At 74.2% G+C, this 24,914-nt stretch carries 20 protein-coding genes and 1 pseudogene; 7 read left to right on the top strand and 14 right to left on the bottom strand.

Features of this window, described 5'->3' with window-relative positions:
• Window positions 1-201: 201 nt before the first annotated feature.
• The 4 genes and pseudogenes from GQ466_RS32690 to GQ466_RS33105 all read right to left on the bottom strand — a co-directional run.
• Window positions 202-1,386 (bottom strand): NADH-quinone oxidoreductase subunit D-related protein, encoded by a 1,185-nt coding sequence (locus GQ466_RS32690; protein ID WP_161102290.1) that lies wholly within the window; start codon window positions 1,384-1,386, stop codon window positions 202-204.
• A gap of 86 nt (window positions 1,387-1,472) precedes the next feature.
• Window positions 1,473-1,811, bottom strand: a complete 339-nt coding sequence (locus GQ466_RS09390; protein WP_161102289.1) for a metalloregulator ArsR/SmtB family transcription factor — start codon at window positions 1,809-1,811, stop codon at window positions 1,473-1,475.
• Between the two features lie 79 nt (window positions 1,812-1,890).
• Window positions 1,891-2,901 (bottom strand): zinc-dependent alcohol dehydrogenase, encoded by a 1,011-nt coding sequence (locus GQ466_RS09385; RefSeq protein ID WP_161102288.1) that lies wholly within the window; start codon window positions 2,899-2,901, stop codon window positions 1,891-1,893.
• A gap of 188 nt (window positions 2,902-3,089) precedes the next feature.
• Window positions 3,090-3,266 (bottom strand): annotated as a pseudogene (locus tag GQ466_RS33105) (TetR/AcrR family transcriptional regulator); the annotation flags it as partial.
• A 127-nt stretch (window positions 3,267-3,393) separates the two neighbouring features.
• Here GQ466_RS33105 and GQ466_RS09375 point away from each other — a divergent pair.
• Both GQ466_RS09375 and GQ466_RS09370 read left to right on the top strand, forming a co-directional pair.
• Window positions 3,394-5,751, top strand: coding sequence for a phosphoketolase (locus GQ466_RS09375; RefSeq protein ID WP_161102508.1), 2,358 nt, complete (start codon window positions 3,394-3,396; stop codon window positions 5,749-5,751).
• Window positions 5,748-6,839: an acetate/propionate family kinase gene (locus GQ466_RS09370; RefSeq protein ID WP_161102287.1), complete on the top strand. Its 1,092-nt coding sequence runs from the start codon at window positions 5,748-5,750 to the stop codon at window positions 6,837-6,839. The genes GQ466_RS09375 and GQ466_RS09370 overlap by 4 nt, the downstream gene beginning before the upstream one ends.
• Here GQ466_RS09370 and GQ466_RS32685 read toward each other — a convergent pair.
• The 8 genes from GQ466_RS32685 to GQ466_RS32675 form a co-directional block, all read right to left on the bottom strand.
• Window positions 6,829-7,641, bottom strand: a complete 813-nt coding sequence (locus tag GQ466_RS32685) for a universal stress protein (RefSeq protein ID WP_161102286.1) — start codon at window positions 7,639-7,641, stop codon at window positions 6,829-6,831. The genes GQ466_RS09370 and GQ466_RS32685 overlap by 11 nt on opposite strands.
• A 46-nt stretch (window positions 7,642-7,687) precedes the next feature.
• Window positions 7,688-8,995 carry a diaminopimelate decarboxylase gene (gene lysA / locus GQ466_RS09360; RefSeq protein WP_161102285.1) on the bottom strand — a complete coding sequence of 436 codons (1,308 nt, stop codon included), beginning with the start codon at window positions 8,993-8,995 and terminating at the stop codon, window positions 7,688-7,690.
• On the bottom strand, window positions 8,992-9,285 hold the full coding sequence (locus GQ466_RS09355) for an SAV_915 family protein (RefSeq protein ID WP_161102284.1): 294 nt from the start codon (window positions 9,283-9,285) through the stop codon (window positions 8,992-8,994). Before GQ466_RS09355 ends, lysA begins: the two co-directional genes overlap by 4 nt.
• 141 nt (window positions 9,286-9,426) lie before the next feature.
• Window positions 9,427-10,281, bottom strand: a complete 855-nt coding sequence (locus GQ466_RS09350) for a potassium-transporting ATPase subunit C (protein ID WP_161102283.1) — start codon at window positions 10,279-10,281, stop codon at window positions 9,427-9,429.
• Complete coding sequence (gene kdpB / locus GQ466_RS09345; protein WP_161102282.1) at window positions 10,281-12,392, bottom strand: potassium-transporting ATPase subunit KdpB; 2,112 nt, start codon at window positions 12,390-12,392, stop codon at window positions 10,281-10,283. Before kdpB ends, GQ466_RS09350 begins: the two co-directional genes overlap by 1 nt.
• 2 nt (window positions 12,393-12,394) lie before the next feature.
• Entirely contained in the window at window positions 12,395-14,056 is a 1,662-nt protein-coding gene (gene kdpA, locus GQ466_RS09340) for a potassium-transporting ATPase subunit KdpA (protein WP_161102281.1), read from the bottom strand.
• Window positions 14,057-14,146: a K(+)-transporting ATPase subunit F gene (gene kdpF / locus GQ466_RS32680; RefSeq protein ID WP_161102280.1), complete on the bottom strand. Its 90-nt coding sequence runs from the start codon at window positions 14,144-14,146 to the stop codon at window positions 14,057-14,059.
• Window positions 14,143-14,358: a hypothetical protein gene (locus GQ466_RS32675; protein WP_202420031.1), complete on the bottom strand. Its 216-nt coding sequence runs from the start codon at window positions 14,356-14,358 to the stop codon at window positions 14,143-14,145. Before GQ466_RS32675 ends, kdpF begins: the two co-directional genes overlap by 4 nt.
• Before the next feature lie 92 nt (window positions 14,359-14,450).
• On the opposite strand from GQ466_RS32675, the gene GQ466_RS09325 reads away from it, so the two are divergent.
• The 3 genes from GQ466_RS09325 to GQ466_RS32670 all read left to right on the top strand — a co-directional run bounded on the left by GQ466_RS09325 (window position 14,451) and on the right by GQ466_RS32670 (window position 21,319).
• Window positions 14,451-16,961, top strand: coding sequence for a DUF4118 domain-containing protein (locus GQ466_RS09325; protein ID WP_161102279.1), 2,511 nt, complete (start codon window positions 14,451-14,453; stop codon window positions 16,959-16,961).
• Window positions 16,958-17,635 (top strand): response regulator, encoded by a 678-nt coding sequence (locus tag GQ466_RS09320; protein ID WP_161102278.1) that lies wholly within the window; start codon window positions 16,958-16,960, stop codon window positions 17,633-17,635. Before GQ466_RS09325 ends, GQ466_RS09320 begins: the two co-directional genes overlap by 4 nt.
• A gap of 75 nt (window positions 17,636-17,710) precedes the next feature.
• Window positions 17,711-21,319 carry a CHAT domain-containing protein gene (locus tag GQ466_RS32670; RefSeq protein WP_161102277.1) on the top strand — a complete coding sequence of 1,203 codons (3,609 nt, stop codon included), beginning with the start codon at window positions 17,711-17,713 and terminating at the stop codon, window positions 21,317-21,319.
• Here the strand turns inward: GQ466_RS32670 and GQ466_RS09310 are convergent.
• Window positions 21,316-21,873: a restriction endonuclease gene (locus tag GQ466_RS09310; RefSeq protein WP_161102276.1), complete on the bottom strand. Its 558-nt coding sequence runs from the start codon at window positions 21,871-21,873 to the stop codon at window positions 21,316-21,318. The genes GQ466_RS32670 and GQ466_RS09310 overlap by 4 nt on opposite strands.
• Window positions 21,874-22,007: 134 nt before the next feature.
• Here GQ466_RS09310 and GQ466_RS09305 point away from each other — a divergent pair, with 134 nt between their 5' ends.
• A complete protein-coding gene (locus GQ466_RS09305) occupies window positions 22,008-22,838 on the top strand; it encodes a patatin-like phospholipase family protein (RefSeq protein ID WP_161102275.1) in 831 nt (276 codons plus the stop codon).
• 6 nt (window positions 22,839-22,844) lie between these two features.
• On the opposite strand, the gene GQ466_RS09300 is transcribed toward GQ466_RS09305, so the two are convergent.
• Window positions 22,845-23,603: a DeoR/GlpR family DNA-binding transcription regulator gene (locus GQ466_RS09300; protein WP_161102274.1), complete on the bottom strand. Its 759-nt coding sequence runs from the start codon at window positions 23,601-23,603 to the stop codon at window positions 22,845-22,847.
• A gap of 90 nt (window positions 23,604-23,693) precedes the next feature.
• Between GQ466_RS09300 and GQ466_RS09295 the strand changes: the two genes are divergently transcribed.
• The gene (locus tag GQ466_RS09295; RefSeq protein WP_161102273.1) at window positions 23,694-24,863 is read left to right on the top strand and encodes an MFS transporter; all 1,170 of its coding nucleotides are present in this window, start codon (window positions 23,694-23,696) and stop codon (window positions 24,861-24,863) included.
• Window positions 24,864-24,914: the final 51 nt, after the last annotated feature.

Below are 24,914 nucleotides of genomic sequence, written 5' to 3'. Positions count from 1 at the left end.
AATCCCAGTATCGCCCACGAGTCGGGCTCTTGTGGTCGGTGCGCTTCGCGCACCTTCCGCAAGGGCCCGCAGTGTTTATCGGGGGGACGACCCCCCGAACCCCCCGATGCGGGGGCTCCGCCCCCGCGCCCCCTCCTTTAGCGGGTCAGGGCTTCGCCGGTCTTCCAGAGTTCCGGGTGAGCGGTGCCGCTGGGTGGGCGGTCAGAGGGCGCCGTCGGCGTTGGAGAGGTTGAAGCTCCGCTCGATCAGTGGGACGTCGGACGTGTTCGTGCCGGTCAGCGCCAGCGGTAGCGCCGGGCGGTTGAAGAATGTCGGGTCGACGATCGTGTCGCGGACGAGTGTGCCGCCGGGTGTCAGCTCGACGCGGTGGACGATCGTGCCGCGCCATCCCTCCACGATTCCGATCCCTGAGGCCGGGCCGTGGCTTGGGGCCAGCGGCGGCCAATATGACGTTAGGCCCGGGTTCATTCCGAAGGTCAGGTCGTTGACGATCGCCACGGATGCCGCGATTTCCCGGACGCGGATCCGGAAGCGCGCCAGGACGTCGCCGTGCAGCGCTGTGGCCACGGCGAGAGCTGGGCGCAGGTCGGTGAAAGGGTGGTCGCGGCGGGCGTCCACGTCTCGGCCGCTCGCGCGCGCCACGTAGCCGAGGACGTTCAGGTCGCGTGCGGCTGCGGGGGCCAGCTGGCCTGTTCCGGTGAACCGGCCGGCGACGGCGGTTTGGGCGAGGGCGCTGTCGGCGATTTTTTCGACGTCGGCCTCGATCGCGGCCAGCAGGCGCGGGTCGGGCACGGCGCGCAGGACGGCCCCGCCCAGCAGCACTCCCCCGCGCAGCAGCGGGTGTCCGGTCACGCAGGCGTTGAGGCGCAGCAGGGTCGCGTGGACTTGGGCGAACCGCGCGCCTAGGTTCGGCCGTCCGGCCGTTTCGCACAGCGCGCCGAGGTCGGCGACGTGGTTGCCGAGGCGTTCCAGTTCGAGCAGCACGGCCCTCGACCGCTGCACGCCGGGCGACACCTCGACTCCTGCCGCGTCCTCGACGGCTAGGCAGAACGCGAGCGCGTGCCCTACGGCGGTGTCGCGGACGACGCGTTCGGCGAGCGGGAGCGCGTCGGCGGGGAGCCGCCGGTGGAACAGTTCCGCGCGGCCCCTGCGGCTTGCCGGGAGGGCGGTCCCGCCGGGGCGGACGTGCAGTTCGGCGCGGCGCTCGGGCTCGTCGGCGGTGGCCGGCCGGGTGAACAGGTGGACGGCGTGCCCCGCGGCGTTCTCGTGCACGGTGGTGAGCGCGAGCCGGTGCCCGTCGGCCAGCAGCGCGGCGGCGCGGCCGGGCAGGTCGGCGGCCTCGACCTCGGCGACGGACGGCCGGGGCGGGACGGCGGATGCGCTCACGGGGCTCCCAGGACGACCGCAGGGACATCCTGCGCAATTAACAACTTTAGCAACTCAAAGGGATGCCAAAGTCCGCCCGTGCGCGGTCATTCGTGGTGCGAGGACGCGCGGAGGTCGTCCAGCAGCTGCGCCTGCTCCGACAGCACCCCGGTGAGGATCGCCCGCGCCACCGCGAGCAGTTCGGCGACGCGCGGGCTGGTGAGCGAGTAGATCACCGACGAGCCGTCCTTGCGCGACACCACCAGCCCGGCCCGGCGCAGCACCGCGAGCTGCTGCGACAGGTGCGCCGGTTCGATCCCCACCTCGGGCAGCATCTCGGCCACGGCGTGGTCGCGCTCGCTGAGCAGTTCCAGCACCCTGATCCGCGCCGGGTGCCCCAGCGTTTTGAAGAACTCGGCCTTCAACTGGTACAGCGGCGCGCTCACCGTGACCGATCCCCTTTCACCGGCCTGAACCGTGGCCGCCTTGCCCGTGCTGCGACATTAGCAAGTCGGCATATGGCCGTTAGTCGGCCGTGAGGACGGTCTTGTGCGGGAGCGGGCCGGACAGGACGTCCGGCGCGTCGGCGAACGTCGCCGTCCGCGCCGTGAGGTCCGCGACGGCGAGCCGTCCCTGGGCGATGAGGCGGAGCACGGCGGGCATGTCATCGCGCGCGCTCGCGCGGGCCGTGACGAAGGTGATGCCGCGCCGGTAGAGGTCGTACAGCGGCGGTTCGACCGGGAAGTAGTGGATGCCCGCCGAGACGCACGTCCCGCCGGGCTCGGTGGAGCGGAGGGCCGAGAGCAGGCCGTCCGGCGTCGAGACGCAGGCGGCGACGGTCGGGAACTCGCCGAAGCCGGTGCCGTCCGGCGCGGCCTCGACGACGGTCGCGCCGAGGCGTTCGGCGGCGGCGAGCCGTTCGGGGGCGTCGTCCACGTACGTGCAGTTCACGGCGAGGGCCCGCGCGGTCGCGACCGCGTAAAGGCCGACGCTCGCCGAGCCCAGGACGAGGACGTCGTCCCCCGCCCGCGCGTACGGGGCCACGCAGCGGTAGCCGTCCACGGCGTTGTCGGACACGGCCGCGACGCCGAGCGGGTCGACGCCGTCCGGCACCGGCACGCACATGGCGTCGGCGTAGGGCACGCGGACGAGGTCGGCGACCGCGCCGCCCCAGTCCCCTCCGCCGAACGGGGCGAGGCCGAAGGTCGACAGCGGCGGGACGGACCGGCAGTACAGGCTGCGTCCGCCCCGGCAGCGGTCGCAGTGGCCGCAGGAGATCTGGAACGGCACCGCCACGACGTCGCCGGGCCGCAGCGTCGCGACGTCGGCGCCGACGGCCGCGACCTCCGCCGTGAACTCGTGGCCGACGGCGTACGGCTCACCGGTCGGGAGGAGGTGCGCGAGGTAGGCGACGTCCAGGTCGCAGAGCGCCACCGCCAGCGGGCGCACGAGCGCCGCGACGCCGGAGCCGAGTTCCGGGGCGGGGACGTCGCGGAAGTGCGGCGCGCCGCCCCCGCCGCCGTAGAGAGCGCGCATGGGGCCTCCTCTTGATTGTCCATCAGGACGGCGGCGGACTCGTCCGTCCGCTCGTACGCCTCGCGGTGCAGGGCCCGGAACGGCTCCAGCGCGGTGAGGAAGTCCACGAGCTGCCGGAACGGGTCCGGGTCGGCGCGCTCCACGCGCCGCCGCACGGTGCCGATGCCCGCGCGGAGCACGGCGGCGAACAGGTCGTCCTTGGTGGGGAAGTACCAGTGGACGGCGGCCGGCGCGAGCCCGGCGGCACGGGCGACCTCGGCGACGCTCGTGCCCCGGAACCCCTGGGCGGCGAACAGGCGTCCGGCCTGCTCGACGATGGCGGCCTCGCGCTCGGCCCGGGGGATCTGCTGGCGGTTCTTCGGCATGTCCCCACCCTAGGCACCGCTCTTGACGCGCGAATAAGAGCCGCCGGGGACCTTCGCCTCTGGGACGCCGGCGGACGGCCGCCGAGCATGGACCGCGCCGGGCGGGGCAGTCAGCCAAGGGGGAGGGATCACGGTGGACGACGAGGAACTGGCGCGCATCGACGCGTACTGGCGTGCGGCGGACTACCTGTCGGTGGGTCAGATCTACCTGATGGCCAATCCGCTGCTGCGTGAGCCGTTGCGGCCCGAGCATGTGAAGCCGCGTCTGCTGGGGCATTGGGGCACCTCGCCCGGCCTCAACCTCTGCTACGCCCACCTCAACCGGGTGATCGAGGCCCGTGAGCTGGACATGATCATGGTGGTGGGGCCGGGGCATGGTGGTCCGGCGGCGGTGGCGAACGCGTGGCTGGAGGGCACTTACACCGAGGTGTATCCGCACGTCACGCGGGACGCGCGCGGGATGGAGCGGCTGTTCCGGCAGTTCTCCTTCCCCGGCGGCGTCCCCAGCCACGTCGCGCCCGAGACGCCGGGGTCGATCCACGAGGGCGGCGAGCTGGGGTACTCGCTCGCGCACGCCTACGGGGCCGCGTTCGACAACCCGGACCTGGTGGTGGCGTGCGTGGTCGGGGACGGCGAGTCCGAGACCGGGCCGCTCGCCGCGAGCTGGCATTCCACCAAGTTCGTGGACCCGGTCTCCGACGGCGCGGTGCTCCCGATCCTGCACCTCAACGGCTACAAGATCGCCGGCCCCACGATCCCGGCGCGGATCCCCGAGGACGAGCTGCTGCGCCTGCTGGAGGGCTACGGCCATCGGCCGATCGTCGTCGCCGGGGACGATCCGGTGACCGTCCACCGCGCGCTGGCCGCCGCACTGGACGACGCCCTGGACGACATCGCCGCGATCCAGCGCCGCGCCCGCGTGGACGGCGACACGACCCGTCGGCGCTGGCCGATGATCGTCCTGCGCACTCCGAAGGGCTGGACCGGACCGCGCGAGGTCGACGGGCTGCCGGTCGAGGGGACGTGGCGCGCCCACCAGGTGCCGGTCACCGGCGTCCGGACGAACCCGGAGCACCTGGGGCTGCTGGAGGACTGGCTGCGCTCCTACCGCCCGGACGAGCTGTTCGACGCCGACGGCGTCCCTGTCCCCGAACTGCGGGAGCTGCCGCCGTCGGGGTCGCGCCGGATGAGCGCCAGCCCGCACGCCAACGGCGGGCTGCTGCTGCGCGACCTGGAGCTGCCCGACTTCCACGCCTACACCGTGGACGTCAAAGAACCCGGCACCGCGACGAGCGAGGCGACCCGCGTGCTCGGCGCGCTGCTGCGCGACGTGATCGCCGCCAACCCCGACGACTTCCGGATCATGGGGCCGGACGAGACGGCGTCCAACCGGCTCCAGGCCGTCTTCGACGTCACCGACCGGGCGTGGAACGCGGCGCGGCTGGCCGGCGACGACCATCTCGCGACGCACGGCCGGGTGATGGAGGTCCTGAGCGAGCACCTGTGCCAGGGCTGGCTGGAGGGCTACCTGCTCACCGGACGACACGGCCTCTTCAACTGCTACGAAGCCTTCATCCACATCGTCGACGCCATGTTCAACCAGCACGCCAAATGGCTGGAGACCAGCCGCCGCATCCCCTGGCGACGACCCGTCGCGTCCCTGAACTACCTGCTCACCTCACACGTCTGGCGCCAGGACCACAACGGGTTCTCCCACCAGGACCCCGGATTCCTCGACATCGTCATGAACAAGAGCCCCGAAGTCGTCCGCGTCTACCTACCGCCCGACGCCAACACGCTCCTGTCAGTCGCCGACCACTGCCTACGGTCCCGGGACTACGTCAACGTCATCGTCGCGGGCAAGCAGCCCGCACTGACCTACCTGACGGCCGAGCAGGCCGTCGCGCACTGCACCCGGGGCCTCGGCACGTTCGACTGGGCCTGCAACGACGACGGCGACGACCCCGATGTCGTGATGGCCTGCGCGGGCGACATCCCCACCCTGGAGACCCTGGCCGCCGTGGCCCTGCTGCGCGAGCACCTGCCGGAACTGAAAGTGCGAGTCGTCAACGTCGTGGACCTGATGCGGCTGCAACCCGACACCGAACACCCGCACGGACTGCCCGACCGGGAATTCGACACCCTGTTCACCACCGACAAACCCATCATCTTCGCCTTCCACGGCTACCCCTGGCTCATCCACCGCCTCACCTACCGCCGCCACGGCCACCACAACCTCCACGTCCGCGGCTACAAAGAACAAGGAACGACCACCACGCCGTTCGACATGGTCATGCTCAACGACCTCGACCGCTACCACCTCGTCATGGACGCCATCGACCGCGTCGACGGCCTCGAAACCCGCGCCGCGCACCTGCGCCAGCGCATGGCGGACGAACGCCTGCGCGCCCGCGCCCACACCCGCGAGCACGGCGAGGACCCGGCCGCCGTCCGGGACTGGACGTGGCCCGAGGCGGGCCGGTGACCCGCGTCCTGGTCGTCAACGCCGGGTCCAGCAGCGTCAAGCTGTCCCTGCTCGACCACGACGACACCGTGCTCGCCGCCGCGTCCCGGCCCACGCGCGGCGGCGCGGTGGACCGGGACGCGCTCGCGGACCTGCTCGCGTCCCGCCCGCCGCCGGACGCGGTCGGGCACCGCGTCGTCCACGGCGGGACGGAGTTCACCGCGCCCACCGTGCTGGACGACCACGTCCTCGACCGGCTGCGCGCGCTCACCGACCTCGCCCCACTGCACCAGCCGAAGTCCCTGGCGGGCATCGAAACCGTTGGCGCCGCACTGCCCGACGTGCCCGCCGTCGCGTGCTTCGACACCGCGTTCCACGCCGACTTGCCGGACGCCGCCGCGACGTACGCGCTCCCGGCGGCCTGGCGCGAGCGGTACGGGATCCGCCGCTACGGGTTCCACGGGCTGTCGCACGCCTACGCATCCCGGACGGCGGCCGAGGCGACCGGACGATCCCGGATCATCGTGGCCCACCTCGGCGCGGGCGCGTCCCTGTGCGCGGTGCGCGACGGCCAAAGCGTCGACACCACCATGGGCTTCACCCCGCTGGAAGGCCTGGTCATGGCGACCCGGTCCGGCAGCGTCGACCCCGGCCTGCTGCTCTGGCTGATCACCCACGCCGGCCTGGACCCGCACGCGGTCGCCGACGACCTGGAACACGCCTCCGGCCTCACCGGACTCGCGGGCACCGGCGACCTGCGCGACCTCCTCGCCCGCGACGATGAGACCGCCCGCCTGGCCGTGGACGTCTACCTCCACCGGCTCCGGGCGGGGATCGCCGCGATGGCCGCGTCCCTCGGCGGCCTCGACGTCTTGGTATTCACCGGCGGCGTGGGCGAGCACGCCGTCCCGGTCCGCGCCGCGACGGCCGAGGGCCTGGCGTTCCTCGGCGTCGCACTCGACCTAAGCCGCAACGCCGACGCGGGAAAGACGCCGATCGAGGACGTCAGCGCGCCCGGCGCGCCCGTCACGACGCTGGTCGTCCAGGCCCGCGAGGACCTGGAGGTCGCCGCCGGGACCCGACGCGCCCTGGCGGCCGTCAACCGGTGACCGGGACGAGCACGACCGGGCAGCGCGCGTGGTGCAACACGGCGTGACCCACGCGCCCCACGCGCCCCCGCGTCCCGAGAACGGCCAGCGCCGACTCCCCCGACGCGAGCACCAGCGCGCGAGCCGCGCCCGAGTCCGCGACGACCGGCCGGACGACGACGTCCGGATAGCGGTCCGACCAGCCCATCAGCGCCTCCGCCAGGTCCCGGTCGGCGATGTCGCGCAGACGCGGCGACCCCTGATCCACGCTGACGGCGTGCAGCGCGGTGAGCCGCGCCCCGCGCAGCGACGCCTCCTCGAACGCCCACCCGAGCACGGCGTCCTGCCGGTGGGCGGTGTCGACGCCGACCAGGACCTCCGGCGGCGCGTCCGCCGGGTGCGCGGCCCCGGCGGGCACCGCGAGGACCGGGCAGCGCGCGTGCCCGGCGACGTGCAGCGCCACCGACCCGAACAGCAGCTCCGCGAATCCGCCCGCGCCCCGCGCGCCGACGGCGAGCAGTCCCGCGCGGGCGCTCGCGTCGACCAGGGCGTCGTCGGGTTCGCTGGCGGCCAGCTCGGTCGTGACGTCCGCGTCCGGCGCCTGCTTGAGCACATATTGCCGCGCGTCCTCCAGCAGGGCCGTTCGGTCCTCGTCCAGACGTTCGTAGTCCAGGTCGGTCAGAGTGCCGTCGCGCAGGAGCGCCCGGCAGGCGTGGAGGAGCAGCAGCGGCCGTCCGTGCCGCCGTGCCTCGTCCGCCGCCCAGTCCAGGGCCTGCCGCGCGTTCGCCGAGCCGTCCACGCCGACGGTGATGGGAGTGGCCACGGGTGCGTCCCTCTCTCTCGATGAGGTACCTATTCCCCCGGACGGGTCAGCCGACGTCCCGGCGGAGCAGGTCGTCCTCGGTCTCGCGGCGGATCAGGACGCGGGCCGCGCCGTCCCGCACCGCCACGACGGGCGGCCGGCGCGTCATGTTGTAGTTGGACGCCATCGCGTGGTGGTACGCGCCGGTGCACGGGACGGCGAGCAGGTCGCCGGGACGCAGGTCCGCCGGGAGCGGGACGTCGCGGGCCACGACATCCCCGGCCTCGCAGTGGCGGCCGACGACCGTGACCGGCCGCTCGGCCGTGGACGGGCGGCCAGTCAGCAGGGCCGTATACCGGGCGCCGTACAGGGCGGTCCGTGGGTTGTCGCTCATGCCGCCGTCCACGGTCGCGAACACCCGGCCGCCCGCGCTCCGCTTGACGCCGAGGACCCGGTACACGGTGACGCCCGCCCGCGCGACGATCGCGCGTCCCGGCTCCACCGCGAGCCGGGGCACTGGCAGCCGGTGCGCGGCGCACGCCGCCGCCAGCGCGCCGGTGATCCGCCCCGCGACGTCGGACGGCGCGCACACCGGGTCACCGGGACGGGCCGCGACCGCGAACCCGCCGCCCACGTCCAGCTCGGGCGGGACGACGCCGTGCTCGTCCCGGATCCGCGCGAGGAACCCGACGAGCACCGCCACGGCCCGCTCGTACCGGGCCGGGTCGGCGATCTGCGAGCCGAGGTGGCAGTGGAGCCCGGCGAGCTGCAGCCGCCGCTGCCCGAGGATCCGCCGGACGGCCTCGGCCGCCGCGCCGGACGCGATCGACACCCCGAACTGCTGGTCCTCCGCGCCGGTGCTGATCGCGGGGTGCGTCCCAGGGTCGATGCCCGGGATCACGCGCAGCAGCACCTTCTGCGGGGCGCCGGTGGCCAGCACTGACAGCCGGGAAATCTCACCGGCGCCGTCCACGACGATCCGGCCGACGCCGTACGCGAACGCCGCCCTGAGGTCGTCCGGGGTCTTGCCGTTGCCGTGCAGCACCACGCGTTCCGCCGGGAACGACGCCGCCCGCGCGACGGCGAGTTCACCGGCGGAGCAGACGTCCAGGCCCAGTCCCTCGTCCCGGACCCACCGGGCCATCCCCCGGCTCAAGAACGCCTTCCCCGCGTAGACGACCTCGGAGAACGCCGCCCGGAACGCGCGGCACCGCTCCCGGACGTCGGTCTCGTCGAGAACGTGCAGCGGCGTCCCGAACCGGGCGGCGAGCGCGCTCAGCCCGACGCCGCCGACCACGATCTCGCCGCCGCCGGTGACGCGCGCGGTGCGCGGCCACACCGCGAGGTCCGCGTCCCGGACCGTCCCGGCGCTCACGCGGGCACCGGCGCGAGCGCGCCCGGGTGCGAAGGGATCTCCGCCACGGCGTCCGGGTCGATCTGGACCCGGTCGACGCCGAGCGGACGCAGCATCGCCCGCAGCGCCGGCACCGCGAGCCGGACGGCCGGCTGCCGCGCGCCGAGCACGGCCGCCAGCCGCTCCGCCGAGCTGAACGCCACCGCGACCCGGCCGCCCCCGGCGAGCCGCGCCAGGAGCAGGCTCGCCGCGCCGCAGCCGCTCGTCCGCACCGGGACGAACAGCACCCGTTCCTCCGCCGAAAGATCCATCGTTCCTCCCCGCCGCGAGGGGCGTCCCGGACCGAGACGCCCACCTGACGAAAACGCTAGAAATCCCTGGCCACACCGCGAAAGCGTCCTTATGCGACCGCTACGCCCGCCGCCCGGATCCTGACGGGCGCCTGACGGCCGTCAGCCCCGGTCGAGCGCGATGTTCAGCCCGAGGACGTCGACCGACGGCTCCCCCATGAACCCGAACGCCCGCCCGGTGGTGTGGACGTCGATCAGGTGGAGCACGCGCGCCACGGGCAGGCCGCGCGCCCGCGCGACCCGATCGGCCTGGAGCCGCGCCCACGCCACCGAGATGTGCGGGTCGAGGCCGGAGCCCGAGCCGGTGACCGCGTCGGTCGGCACGACCGGACGAGCGGGCGCGTCCCCGCGAATGGGGACAATCCGCCCGGCGGAGTAGTCCGCGCCACGCGCGGCGCACTCGACCCGGACGCCCCGGTACACCACGAGAAACGGCTTCGCCGGGCACGCCTGGTTCACGCTGACGACCCGGGTCGGGCGGACGACCTCGCCCGTCCGGTCGCGCGGCCCGAACACCGCGAGGACCGCGCCGCGCCCGTCGGCGGTGCAGAACGGCCGGGAGCCGTCCACGCCCTCCAGCCGTCCGACGGCGAGGCTCGCCGCGCAGACCCGCGTGAGGAGGCTGTCGGTCCGGGTGTCCACGACGTCCTCGGGGCCGAGGTTGGACGCGGCCGTGGCGGTCGGGTCGTAGCCGTCCCCCGCGTTGGAGATCCGGGACTGGAAGTACTGCTTGAGCGGACGGCCGTCCTTGTCGGTGAACGACTGACCGATCAGCGAGCTGCCGACCGCGCGGCCCGCGACCGTCACCGACGACCCGTCGGCCCTGTGCCGGAGCCCCGGAAGCTGCGCGACCGCGAGGACCGCGAACGGGTAGGCGACGCCGCAGACCGCGGTGAGGACGAGCAGCGCCCGCAGCGCCGCGAGATGCCGCCGGAGCAGGCTCGGAAGGGTGCGCATCAGGAGATCCCCGGGATGAACTGGACGAACAGATCGACGATCTTGATCCCGGCGAACGGGGCGACGACGCCGCCGAGCCCGTAGACGCCGAGGTTGCGGCTCAGCAGCCGCGACGCGCTCGCCGGCCGGTACCGCACGCCGCGCAGCGCCAGCGGGATGAGCGCGACGATGACCAGCGCGTTGAAGACGACGGCCGACAGGATCGCGCTCTGCGGCGACGCCAGCCGCATGACGTTGAGCCGGTCCAGTCCGGGGAACAGCGGCACGAACAGCGCCGGGATGATCGCGAAGTACTTGGCGATGTCGTTGGCGATCGAGAACGTCGTCAGCGCGCCGCGCGTGATGAGGAGCTGCTTGCCGATCTCCACGATCTCGATGAGCTTGGTCGGGTCGGAGTCCAGGTCGACCATGTTCCCGGCCTCTTTGGCGGCGGACGTGCCGGTGTTCATCGCCACCCCGACGTCGGCCTGGGCGAGCGCGGGGGCGTCGTTGGTGCCGTCGCCGGTCATCGCGACGAGCCGTCCGCCCTCCTGCTCCTTCCGGATGAACGCGAGCTTGTCCTCGGGCGTGGCCTCGGCGAGGAAGTCGTCCACGCCCGCCTCGTCGGCGATGGCCTCGGCCGTGCGCGGGTTGTCGCCGGTCACCATGATCGTCCGGATGCCGAGGGCGCGCATGTGGGCGAACCGCTCCCGCATGCCGGGCTTGACGACGTCCTTGAGGTGGACGACGCCGAGCACGCGCGCCGCGTCCCCGGCGATCTCGCCGACGACGAGCGGGGTGCCGCCGCCCGCGGCGATGCCGTCCACGATCTCGCCCAGCTCCGCCGTGACGGTCCCGCCGTGGTCGCGGACCCAGTCGGCGACGGCGGTGGCCGCGCCCTTGCGGAGCCGCCGCCCGGGCAGGTCCACGCCCGACATGCGGGTCTGCGCGGTGAACGGGACCCACTCGGCGTGCGCGAGTTCGCCGGGACGGCGCTCCCGCACGCCGTGCGCGCGCTTGGCGTAGACGACGATGGAGCGTCCCTCGGGCGTCTCGTCGGCCAGCGACGACAGCTGCGCCGCGTCGGCCAGCTCCTCGATCGTCGTCCCGCCGACCGGGACGAACTCGGCCGCCTGCCGGTCGCCGAGCGTGATCGTGCCGGTCTTGTCGAGCAGCAGCGTGCCGACGTCGCCGGCCGCCTCCACGGCCCGCCCCGACATCGCGAGGACGTTGCGCTGGACGAGCCGGTCCATCCCCGCGATGCCGATCGCCGACAGCAGCGCGCCGATCGTCGTCGGGATCAGGCAGACGAGCAGGGAGACCAGCACGATGCCGGTCACCCCGTGCGCGTCCAGCGCGGCCGTGTCGGCGACCCCCGGATCCCCCGCCCTGGCGAAGATCGCGAACGGCTGGAGGGTGGCGACGGCGACCAGGAAGATGATCGTCATCGCGGCGAGCAGGATGTTCAGCGCGATCTCGTTCGGGGTCTTCTGCCGGGACGCGCCCTCGACCAGGGCGATCATCCGGTCGATGAACGACTCGCCCGGCCGCTGGGTGATCCGCACGACGATCCGGTCCGACAGGACCTTCGTGCCGCCGGTCACGGCCGAGCGGTCGCCGCCGGACTCGCGGATGACCGGGGCGGACTCGCCGGTGATCGCCGACTCGTCCACGCTGGCGATGCCCTCGACGACGTCGCCGTCGCCCGGGACGATCTGCCCGGCCTCGACCACCACGACGTCGCCCCGCCGCAGCTCGGCGGCCGGGACGGTCTCCTCGGCCGGCGTGCCGGGCCAGCCGGTGAGGCGGCGGGCGGTGGCGTCCTTCTTGGCGCGCCGGAGCGTGGCGGCCTGCGCCTTGCCGCGTCCCTCGGCGACGGCCTCGGCGAGGTTGGCGAACACGACCGTCAGCCACAGCCAGGCCGCGATGAGTACGGAGAAGGCGGAGACGTCGCGGACGGCGAGGACCGTCGTCCACAGCGCGCCGATCTCCACGATCAGCATGACGGGGTTGCGCCACATCACCCGCGGGTCCAGCTTGCGGAACGCCAGCGGGAGGGAGGTGAGCAGCAGCTTCGGGTCGAGCATCCCGCGCGCGACGCGCGCCCGGGGCGCCCGGAGGGTCACCGGCATCGCTAGTGGATCCCTTCTGCCAGCGGGCCGAGGGCCAGCGCCGGGAAGAACGTGAGGGCGACGAGGACGAGCGTCACGCCCGCGACCAGACCGACGAACTGCGGCCGGTGCGTCGGGAGCGTGCCCGCGGACGCCGGGACGGCGCCCTGCGCGGCCAGCGACCCGGCCAGGGCCAGCACGAAGATCATCGGCAGGAAGCGCCCGAGGGCCATCGCGAGGCCGAGCGCGGTGTCGTAGAACGGCGTGTTCACGGTGATCCCGGCGAACGCCGACCCGTTGTTGTTCGCCGCGCTGGTGAACGCGTACAGCACCTCGGAGAAGCCGTGCGGGCCGGAGTTCAGCATCGCGCCGCGCGGCCCGGGGAACGCCATCGCGACGGCCGCGCCGGTCAGCACGATCACCGGCGTGACGAGGAAGTACAGCGACGCGAGCTTCATCTCCCGCGCGCCGATCTTCTTGCCCAGGTACTCGGGGGTCCTTCCGACCATGAGGCCCGCCACGAACACCGTGATGATCGCGAGGATCAGCATCCCGTACAGGCCCGAGCCGGTCCCGCCCGGCGCGACCTCGCCGACCATCATGTTCAGCAGCAGGGCCGCGCCGCCGAGGCTCGTGTAGGAGTCGTGGGCCGAATCGACGGCGCCCGTCGAGGTGAGCGTCGTCGCGGTCGCGAACACCGCCGAGTCGAGAACGCCGAACCGCTGCTCGGTGCCCTCGGCCGCCGCCCCGGCCGCCGTCGGCACGGTGCCGTGGTGGACGCCCTGCGCGGTCATCGTCGCCGTGACGCTGAGCAGCGCGAGCACGGCCATGACGGCGACGATCGCGTACCCCTGCCGCTTCTGCCCGACCATCCGGCCGAACGTGCGCGGCAGCGAGAACGCGATGACGAGCAGCAGGAAGATCTCGATCCAGTTCGTCCAGGCCGTCGGGTTCTCGAACGGGTGGGCGGAGTTGGCGTTGAAGAAGCCGCCGCCGTTGGTGCCCAGCTCCTTGATGGCCTCCTGCGAGGCGACCGGCCCGCCGGTGATCGTCTGGGTGCCTCCCGTCAGCGTGGGGACGGTGTGCGGGTCGGCCAGGTTCTGGACCGTGCCACCCGCGACCAGCACGACGGCGCCGACGACCGCGATCGGCAGCAGGACGCGGACCGTGCCCCGGACGAGGTCGACCCAGAAGTTGCCGAGGTCGCCCGTCCGCCGCCGGACGAGCCCGCGCACGAACGCGACCGCGACGGCCATGCCGACGGCGGCGGACACGAAGTTCTGCACGGCCAGGCCCGCCATCTGCACCAGGTGGCCCATCGTGCTCTCGCCCGCGTACGCCTGCCAGTTCGTGTTCGTCACGAAGCTGACGGCCGTGTTCCAGGCGACGTGGTCCGGCACGTTCGCGAAGCCGAGGCTCCACGGCAGGTGGCTCTGGACGCGCTGGAACGCGTACAGGAACAGCACCGAGACCACCGAGAACGCCAGGACGCTCCGCAGGTAGACCGGCCACCGCTGCTCGGCGTCCGCGTCGACGCCGACGAGCCGGTAGACGCCGCGTTCCACGGCGTTGTGCTTCGTCCCCGTATAGACGCGGTGCATGTAGTCGCCGAGCGGCACGTGCACCACCGCGAGGGCGACGATGAGGGAGGCGAGGAAGAGGATCCCCGCCGTCGTCGGGTTCATCTAGAACTTCTCCGGAAGCAGGAGGGCCGCCACGAGGAACACGATGAGGCCGACGGCCAGGACCAGCCCGACGGCGTTGTCGGCGCTCACAGGCGTTCCACCGCCGAGGCGATGAGGCCGAGCACCGCGAACACCGCGATGGTCAGCACGACGAGGACCAGGTCTGCCATGGCGTCCGACTCCAGGAAGGGGGTGGGAGGGCCCGCGGCGGATCCGTCCGGGCCGCTGCCGAGGAAATACCCGACACGTCGTGAATCGGCGGGTCTTGACGCGTTTCCTACGCCTTCGAGGCGTTTCTTCACGCGCCCCTGACGCGCGTTCCCGCAGGCCGGAGCGCCCCGGCGGTACCGTGATCGTGACGGGCGCCCCGGCGGCGCCCGGAAGGGAAAAGAGGATGTCCAGGGGCCGGCTGCGCATTTACCTGGGGGCCGCGCCCGGCGTCGGCAAGACCTGCGCGATGCTCGCCGAGGGCGCGCGACGGGCCGGACGCGGCACCGACGTGGTCGTCGGCTACGTCGAGACCCACGACCGGCCGCGGACCGCCGCCCTGCTCGACGGCCTGGAGGTCGTCCCGCGCCGGACGGTCGCCTACCGGGGCGCGACGTTCACCGAGCTGGACGTCGACGCGGTGGTGCAACGGGCGCCGGACGTGGTGCTGGTGGACGAGCTGGCGCACACGAACGTCCCGGGCTCCGCCCACGAGAAGCGCTGGCAGGACGTCGCGGACCTGCTCGACGCGGGCATCACCGTCATCACGACGGTGAACGTCCAGCATCTGGAGTCGATGAACGACGTCGTGGCCGACATCACCGGCGTGCCGCAGCGGGAGACCGTCCCGGACGAGGTCGTCCGGCGCGCCGACGAGATCGAGCTGGTCGACATGGCGCCCGAGGCGCTGCGGCGGCGGATGGCGCACGGGAACGTCTACGCGCCCGAGAAGGTCGACGCCGCGCTGTCGAACTACTTCCGCGTCGGGAACCTCACCGCGCTGCGCGAGCTGGCGCTGCTGTGGCTGGCCGGGAAGGTGGACGACCAGCTCGACCGCTACCGCGCCGAGCACGGCATCTCCGGCACGTGGGAGGCGCGCGAGCGGGTCGTCGTCGCGCTCACCGGCGGCCCGGAGGGCGAGACGCTCATCCGCCGCGCCGCGCGGATCGCGGCCCGCACCAAGGGCGCCGACCTGCTGGCGGTGCACGTCGCGCGCGGGGACGGCCTGGCGGGCGCCCGGCCCGGCTCGCTGGCGCGGCAGCGGGAGATCGTCGAGAGCCTGGGCGGGACGTACCACCAGGTCGTCGGCGACGACGTGCCGCGCGCCCTGATCGACTTCGCGCGCGCCGTCAACGCGACGCAGCTCGTCCTCGGCGTGTCCCGGCGGCGGCGGTCCGCGCAGCTCCTGCGGCCCGGCATCGGCGTCACGACGACCGCGCTGTCGGGGTCGATCGACGTCCACATGGTCACCCACGACCTGGCCCGGCGCGGACGGCAGCGGCCCGCGCGCGCGACCGGCGTGCCGCCCGCCCGCCGCCTCGGCGCGTTCGCGCTCGCCGCCGCCGGGCTCCCGCTGCTGGCCTTCGCGCTGACCCGGATGCGCGCCGACCTCGGCCTGTCCGGCGACATCCTGTTCTTCCTGTCGGCGGTCGTCGGCGTCGCGCTGCTCGGCGGCCTGTGGCCCGCGCTGTTCACCGCCGTGACCGGGTTCCTGCTGCTGAACTGGTACTTCACGCCGCCGTTCCACCGGCTGACGATCGCCGACCAGGGCAACTGGGTCGCGCTCGTGGTGTTCGTGCTCGTCGGGGCGGGGGTCAGCGCGGTGGTGGACCGGGCCGCGCGGCGCGCCCGCGAGGCCGCCGACCTCGGCGCCGAGGCGGAGGTGCTGTCGACGCTCGCGGGCAACGTCCTGCGTGGCGAGCGGGCGCTGGACGACCTGCTCCGGCGGCTCCGCGAGACGTTCGGGCTCGCCTCGGTGACGCTGCTGGAGCGTCCGCCCGAGTCCGGCGGGTGGCGCGTCGTCGCGACCGTCGGCGGACGGCCCTGCACCGCGCCCGACGAGGCCGACACCGGCATCCCGATCGACGACGGGCTCGTCCTGGCGCTGCGCGGCCGTCCGCTGCCCGCGCGGGACCGGCGCATCCTGGAGGCGTTCGGCGTCCAGGCCGCCGTCGCGCTGCGGCACCAGCGGCTCGCCGCCGAGGCCGAGCGGGCGCGTCCGCTGGAGGCCGCCGACCGGATGCGGACGGCCCTGCTCAACGCCGTCAGCCACGACCTGCGGACCCCGCTCGCGTCCGCGACGGCGGCGGTGGACGGCCTGCGCAACACCGAGATCGCCTGGACGGACGGCGAGCGCGCCGAACTCCTCGACACCGCCGCCGAGTCCCTGGACCGCCTCGACCGGCTCGTCGCCAACCTGCTCGACATGAGCCGCCTCCAGGCCGGGGCGCTCGGGATGGTGCTGCAGCCACTCGCGCTGGACGAGGTCGTCCCGCGCGCCCTGGACGACCTCGGGCCCGGCCGCGAGCGCGTCACGGTGGACGTCCCGGCCGATCTGCCCGCCGTCCGGGCCGATCCGGCGCTGCTCGAACGCGTCCTCGCCAACCTCGTCGCGAACGCGCTGCGCTACAGCCCGCACGACCGGCCCGTGCTCGTCTCCGCCGGGGCGCTGCGCGACCGCGTCGAGCTGCGCGTCGCCGACCGCGGCCCGGGCATCCCCGCCGACCGGCGCGACCGCGTGTTCCAGCCGTTCCAGCGGCTGGACGACCGCGACAACCACACCGGCGTCGGGCTCGGCCTCGCCCTGTCGCGCGGGCTCACCGAGGCGATGGGCGGCGCGCTGGTCCCCGAGGACACGCCCGGCGGCGGCCTCACGATGATCGTCTCCCTCCGGGCGGACGGGAACGGAGCGCCATGACCCGCGTCCTCGTCGTGGACGACGAACCGCAGCTGCTGCGCGCGCTGCGCATCAACCTGCGCGCCCGCGACTTCGCCGTCGAGGTCGCGGCCGACGGCACCGCCGCGCTCCGGCTCGCCGGGGACTTCCATCCCGACCTCGTCGTCCTGGACCTCGGCCTGCCCGACCTGGACGGCGTGGACGTCATCCAGGGCCTGCGCGGTTGGACGAACGTCCCGATCATCGTGCTGTCCGGCCGGGCCGGGAGCCGCGACAAGGTCGAGGCCCTGGAGGCGGGCGCCGACGACTACGTCACCAAGCCGTTCAACATGGACGAGCTGGTCGCGCGGATCCGCGCCGTCACCCGCCGCGCCGGGCCCGAGGAGTCCGTCCGCGTGGTGACCGTCGGGGCGTGGAGCGTGGACCTGGCCGACAAGACCGCCACCGGCGCCGACGGCGGCACGCTGCGCCTCACGCCCACCGAGTGGCACCTGCTCGAACTCCTGCTGCGCAATCCGGGCAAGCTGATCAGCCAGCGGCAGCTTCTGACGGCGGTGTGGGGGCCGTCCTACGTCAAGGAGACGCACTACCTGCGGCAGTACATGGCGCAGCTGCGGCGCAAGCTCGAAGCGGACCCGGCCCGTCCGCGCCACCTGCTCACCGAACCGGGGATGGGCTACCGCTTCCAGCCCTGACCCGACCGATTCGCCGGTCTCGCGGGGGTTCTGGTCGGTAGGGTCGGGCGCGGCGAGGGCAGGGAGGACGGGCCGGTGCGGGACAGACTGCTCACGGCGATCCGGGCACGGCGGGCGAGCAGGAAGGGCGGGCCGGTGCAGGAGCGGCTTCTCGCGGCGGTCCGGGCGCGGCTCGAACGCGCGTTGTCCGGCGGCGAGCCCGGCGCCGTCCTGGAACCGGACGCGCTCGCGGAGATGGACGCGCTGCTCGCGTTCGTCGACTCGGCCGGGGAGCCCGACGTCGACGTGCTCTACGCGCTCGGATGGCTGTGCTGGCTCCGCGTCCAGGTGCTCCCGCCCGGCGAGTGGGACGACGACCTGCAGCTCGCCGTCATGATGTTCCGGCCGGTCTTCGCGGTCGAGCCTTCGGCCGTGCCGGAGCCGCTGCGCGAGTTCTACGCGCAGGAGCCGGCCGCCGTCGACGACGAGCGTTTCGTGCCTGAAGACCTGATGCCCGGCGAGGTCGACGAGCGTTTCGTCCCCGCCGAGGACGACGAGCGTTTCATCCCCGAGGACCTGGTGCTCGGCGGGGACGACGACACCGAGCCGTCGATCCTCACCGACCAGGGCGTCGCGCTCATGGAGTGGTACGAGCGGACGGGCGATCCCGACGCGCTCCAGGCGGCGATCGGCCTGTTCCGCGCGGCGCTCGACGCCGTGCCGCCGGGGCATCCGAAGCGGGACCTGTGCCGGTCCAACCTGATCAGCGCGCTCGGGACCTGGCACGACGACTCCGACGACCCCGAGCCGCTGCGCGAGGTCGTCGCCGTCCTGCGCGTCGCCGCCCGCGAGGACCCCGCCGAGGTGCAGGACCTCTCGGCCGCGCTGCGGATGCTCTTCGACCGCACCGGCGACCTCGGCGCGCTGCGCGAGGCCATCGCGCTCCGCCGCACGCCCGGCGCGGACGCCAACGACCTCAACGAGCTCGGCGGCCTGCTGCGCCGCCTGTACGAGCAGACCGGGGACCCCGCCGCGCTGGACGACGCCGTCGCCGCGCACCGGTCGTCCGTCCGCCGGACCGGCGCGGACGACCCGGACCTGCCCGGACGCCTGGCCGGGCTCGCCGGCGCGCTCCAGACCCTCTTCGAGCGAACGGGCGACCCGGACGCGCTGCGCGAGGCGATCACCACCGGCCGCCGAGCTGTGGACGACGCTCCCCCGGACTATCCACATCGCGCGGTGGGACTTGCCAACCTCGGGGTCTCGCTGCGCACGTCGTTCGAGCTGACCGGCTCCCTCGCCGACCTGCACGAGGCCGTCGAGGCGCACCGGGCCTGCGCGGCGGCCACCCCGGACGGGCATCCGCTGCGCGCCGGGCGCCTGATCAACCTCGCCAACACGCTGCGCGCCCTCGCCGACCGGACGGGCGACGCGGCGGCGCTGGCCGAGGCCGTCCGGGCGGGCCGGACGGCCGTCGCCGCGCTGCCCGCCGACCACCCAGGCCGCGCCGCGCTGCTGTCGAGCCTCGGCAACAGCCTGTTCGCGCTCGCCGAGCGCACCGACGACACGGGCGTCCTCGCGGAGGGCGTCGATCTGACGCGCGAGGCCGTGGCCGCGACGCCGGAGGGCCATGCCGTCCGGGCGCGCAACCTGTCCAACCTCGCGGTCGCGCTCGTCCTGCTCCACGAGAGCACCGGCGACCCGGAGCCGCTGCGCGAGGCCGTCGCCACCGGCCGCGCCGCCGTGGCCGCCGCCGACGGCGCCTGGTCGGAGCTGTCGGGCTATCTGGCGACGCTGGGCCGCGCGCTGCTGCGCCTGTTCGCCCTGTCCGGGGACCGGCGGGACCTCGCCGAGGCGCGGACCGTCCTCGCCCGCGCCGCCGCCCTGCCCGCCGCCACCGCCGAGGACCGGATCACCGCCGGACGGTCCCTCGCCACGGCCTGCTCCCTCGCGGGCGACACCGAAGCGGCGCTGGCGGCGATGGAGACCGTGGTCGCGCTGCTGCCGCTGGTCGCGCCGCGCGACCTGCGCCGCGCCGACCGCGAGCACCGCCTCGGCGAGACGGCCGGGATCGCCGCGCGCGCCGCCGGGACCGCGCTCGCCGCCGGCCGTCCCGAGCGGGCCGTCGAACTCCTCGAACAGGCCCGCGGCCTGCTGCTCACCGAGGACATGGACGCCCGCACCGAGGTGGACCGCCTGCGCGCCGCCGCACCCGACCTCGCCGACGCGTTCGTCCGCCTCCGCGACCGCATGGCCAGCCTCGACCCGCCGACCGACGGCCGCGAAGGCGACCGCGCGCTCGCCGCCCGCCGCCGCGCCGCCGCCTCCGAATGGGACGCGCTCCTCAGCCGCATCCGCGCCCGCGACGGCCTCACCGACTTCCTCGCCCCGCCTTCGATCAACGCGCTCCTCCACCAGACCGGCCCCGGACCGATCATCCTCGTCACAGCCGACCACGACCGAGGCGACGCCCTCATCCTCACCACCCCCGGCGCCGACACAACCGCCACGGACGCGGGCGACCGCAGTGGCGCGAGCGCGGGCACCGCACCGGACGCGAACACCGGCGCGAGCGCGGGTCTCAGTGCGGACGCCGCTTCCGGCGCGCGCACGAGTTCCGGCGCGGGCACGGGACGCGGCGCGGGCACGGGCTTCGGCGCGAGCGCGGGTCCCAGCGCGGACGCCGGTTCCGGTGCGGGTGGGGGGCGGGTGCGGCATGTGCCGTTGCCTGGGCTCACCGATGCGGCCGTGCGCGCGTACGGTGACCGGTTCCTCGCCGCGCGGCGCGTCGCGCTCGGCGGGCGGGACGGGCGGGCTCGCGCGGAGGACGAGTTGCACGACGTCCTCGGCTGGCTGTGGGACACGGTGGCGGCGCCGGTTCTCGACGCGCTCGGGTACACCGGGGTCCCGCGGGGGGCGTGGCCGCGGGTGTGGTGGTGCCCGGTCGGCGTCCTGGCGTATCTGCCGCTGCACGCGGCGGGGCACCACCACGACCTGGTCGCCGACGTCCCGCCGCGCACGGTCATGGACCGGGTCGTCTCGTCCTATACCCCGACGATCCGGGCGCTGGCTTATGCGCGGCGGGAGACGGAACGTGAGAACGGTTCGGCTCTGATCGTCGCCATGCCCGAGACGCCGGACATGGCCCCGCTGCCGGGCGCGGACGCGGAGGCGCACCGCGTGGCGGGGCTGCTCGCGGACCCGACCGTTCTGCGGACGCGGGCGGCGACGCGGAAGGCCGTCCTGAAAGCGCTGCCGGACCACTCGGTCGTCCACTTCGCCTGCCACACCGCCACGGACTGGGATGATCCGGGCGCGAACCGGCTGCTGCTGCACGACCACGCCGTCCGGCCGCTCACCGTCGCGGAGATCTCCCGGCAGCGGCTGACCGGCGCCGACCTGGCCTACCTGTCCGCGTGCGGGACGTCCGACACCCATCCCCGGCTGGTGGACGAGGCCGTCCACATCACCGCCGCGTTCCAGCTCGCCGGGTACCGCACGACGATCGGGACGCTCTGGCCGCTCAGCGATCGGGTCGCCACCCAGGTCGCCGAGGAGGTCTACGCCGCGCTGACCGACGGCGGCGCCCGTCCCCCCGACACCGCGTGCGCCGCGCTCGCCCTCCACCACGCGCTCCGCCGCGTCCGCGCCGCGTTCCTGGACGCCCCGACCCTGTGGGCGGGGCAGATCCACGCCGGGGCCTAGCGGTCGAAGAGGAACGTCCGGAGACGGTCCGGACGATCGGTCAGCAGCACGCTCACCGGCCCCGCATCGGTAGCCCGGCTGAGATACGCCGCGTACTGCGGAGACGGTCCGGCCGTCTCACCGCCGTCGCGCGTCATGTACGTCCAGGAGTCGTCCACCAGACGCACGCACGCGATGCCGTGCACGCGGGCGTACTCCAACGCGCCGCTCTGGAAACCGGACGACGCGACCACGACCCCCTTGTGCGCCCCCGTCGCGCGGAGCTTGTCGTTCAGCACCTGCACGTGCTCGCGCTTGACGGGCGCCGCGTGGCGCTTGCACTCGAACAGCATGAGGAAGTCCGCGCCGAGGAGCCGGAACCGCACGGTCACGTCGATGACGTACGTACCGTCGGTGCCCGGGACCGGGTCCAGGTGCGCGACGCGCCAGTCCAGCACCTCGTGCCCGGAGGCCCGGACCAGGTCGGCCACGGCCCGCTCGTAGTCGGCGGGGCTCAGTTCGTGCGCGGGACGGACGTCTCCGTCCGGTCCGCGCGTCTCCGGAACCTGACTCACGCACCCACTCCCGCCGGTCCATGTCCCTGCCCGTACGGTGCCGCATCCCCTCGACCCGTGCAACACGCCTTTGAACCGCGGCTGTACAGACCGAGACCTTGCCCGGGTACTTCCCAGGAAGGAGAGGAGGGCGTGTGACGCGAGCACTGGTGCTGGGCGGCGGCGGAAGCGTCGCCGGGCCGTGGGCGGCCGGGCTGGTCGACGGCCTCCGCCGCGACGGGACCGACCTCGGCGCCGCCGACCTGATCGTCGGGACGGCGGCGGGGGCGTACATCGGCGCCTGCCTGGCCGCCGACGCGGACGTCTCCGGCCTCATCCTCGACCTGATCAAGGAGCACCACGTCGACCCCGCCCCCGACATCGACCAGGGGCTGCTGTACCGGACGATCGAGATCCTGTCCGACACGTCCGTCCCCGCGCGGACCCGCCGCCGCATGCTCGGCGACATGGCCAGGGACACCGGGTACCCGTCGATGACGCCGTGGCTGGACCGCGTGATGGAACGGCTCCCGGTCGCGGACTGGCCGGACCGCGAGCTGCTGCTCACATCGGTGGCGGCGGACACCGGGGAGCGGACCGTGTGGCGGCGGGGCGGCGCGGCGACGCTGCACGAGGCCGTCCGCGCGAGCTGCTCGTGGCCGGTGCTGTACGTCCCGACCGCCATCGACGGGCGGCCGTACATCGACGGCGGCGTCCACTCCTCGACCAGCGCCGACCTCGCCCGGGGCCACGACCGCGTGATCGTCCTCGCGCCGCTGCGCCATATGCTGCCGCGCGCCGAGCTGGACGCGGAGCTGGCGGACCTCGGCACGGCGCGCGTCACCGTCCTGTGCCCGGACCGGGAGGCCGCCGAGCTGTTCACGCTCGGCCTGTTCGAGCCCAACCTGCGGTACTCGGCCTACGACGCGGGCCTGCGGCAGGCCGCCGAGTTCCGGGACGAGGTCGCCGCCCTCTGGACGGCCTGACGCGCGTCAGACCGTCGTGACCGCGACGCCCGCCGCGCGCAGATCCTGAACATTCTGGTTGTCCGATCGCGCATCGGTGATGACCAGACTGAGGTCCTGCGGCAGGCAGACGCGGCCGAACGCGACCCGGCCGAGCTTCTCCGCCGTCGCCACCAGCACCGTCCGCTGCGCGGCGCGGATCGCCGCCCGCTTGACGTGGACGTCGTCCAGGTCGTGCGCGGTCGCGCCGACGGACGCGTCGATCCCGCAGGTGCTCAGGACGAACGTGTCGTAGCGCAGGTCCGCGAACGTCCGGACCGCGAGGTCGCCGTGGAACGACAGCTCCCCGGGGCGCACCTGGCCGCCGGGCAGCAGCAGCCGGATCCCGTCCGCGCCCTCCAGCGGGTGCACCGCGTGCAGGGACAGCGGCGTGACGGTGAGCCGCCGCGCCGCCATCGCCGTCGCCACCGCGACCGCCGTCGTGCCGGTGTCCAGTGCGACCGTCTCGCCGTCTTCGAGCAGGTCCGTCACGGCGGCGGCGAGCCGGGCCTTGGCGTCGGCGCCGACCAGCGCGCGCAGCGCGAACGGCTGCTCCACGCCGCTCAGCAGCGCGCTCACCGCTCCCCCGTGGACGCGCCGGAGCGCGCCCTGCGCCTCCAGCTGCTCCAGGTCGCGCCGGACGGTCATCTCCGACGTCCCGGCGGCCTTCGCCAGCTCGGCGACCGTGGCCCGGTTGCGCTCGGCGAGGATCGCCACGATGAGCCGGTGCCTCTCCCGGACGTTCATCCGCACCTCCCGCGCCCATTCTGCCGGTTGACAGAAGAACATTCGTGATGTTTGTTTGAACATCCTACATGTGCGAATGAAGGAGGCCGGATGTTCACGCGTTCCGCCGCGGCGGCCTCGTGCCTCGGGTTCGTCGTCATCGGCGCGCTCCAGGCCCTGTACGGCCCGGCCATCCCCGCGTTCCGCGCGGAGTTCGGGCTCGGCCCGTCCGCCGCCGGGCTCGCGCTGAGCGCGCACTTCACCGGGGCGCTGCTCGGCGTGGGCGCGTTCCACCGGGCGCGCGCCCGCACCGGCGATCGCCTGCCGCTCGGCTGCGGCTACGCGCTGATCGCCGCCGGGTCGCTGCTCGTGGCGCTCGCCCCGTCCTGGCCGGCCGCGCTGGCGGGCGCGTTCGTCACCGGGCTCGGCTTCGGCGCCGTCGACTACGGCCTGAACCTGCTGTTCGCCGTGGGGTTCGGGACGCGCGGCACCGCGATGCTCAACCTGCTCAACGCCCATTTCGGCGTCGGCGCGATCCTCGGCCCCGCGCTGCTCGGGCAGCTGGACGCGGCCCGCTACCCCTGGGCGTTCGCGGGGTGCGCGTTGGTCTGCCTGGCGCTGCTGCCGAGCCTCGCGGGCGTCCGGGGCCGTCCGGCCGAGGCCGCGCGGCCCGCGCCGGACCGGTCGCCGCGCGTCCTGCCGCTCGTCCTCGCGTTCGTGGTGATCTACGTGCTGCACGTGGCTATCGAGACGGGCGTCGGCGGCTGGGAGCCCACGCACCTGGAGACCGTCGGCTTCGGCGCGGCCACGGCGGCGGTCGCGACGTCGGGGTTCTGGCTGGCGATGACGGCCGGGCGCTTCCTGGCGATCCCGCTCAGCCTGCGGTTCTCCGACGCGGCCATCGTCACCTGGTGCTGCGCCGGGATGACCGGGTTCCTGCTGCTCGCGGCCGTCCCGGGCGCCGCGCCGTTCGCGTACGCGGGCGTCGGCCTGGCGATCGGGCCGATCTTCCCGACCGGCCTGCCGTGGCTGCGCCGGAGCGCGCCGGGCGGCGGGGCGGGCGCGCTCGTCGTCGCCGCGTCGATGGTCGGCGGCGTCGCGTTCCCGCCGCTGCTCGGGGCGGTGATCGAGGTGTCCGGCGTGCGGACGGTGCCGCTGCTGCTCGCCGTCCTCGGCGGCGTCTGCACGACGCTCGCCGTGGGCCTGGCGACCAGGAGGACGGACGCGGCGCACGCGCCCATGCCGGCCGGGAACGATCGAGAAGACATCAACGTCTGTTGAAGTTCGCCCCCTGTTCACGCCGCCCCGTGGAACCGCCCAAGCGCCAGACTC

This window comes from Actinomadura rayongensis (assembly GCF_009831215.1).
In the GTDB taxonomy this organism is placed as follows: domain Bacteria; phylum Actinomycetota; class Actinomycetes; order Streptosporangiales; family Streptosporangiaceae; genus Spirillospora; species Spirillospora rayongensis.
The sequence above is the reverse complement of the archived record's forward strand: the minus strand, read 5'-3'. Positions and strand labels throughout refer to the sequence as shown.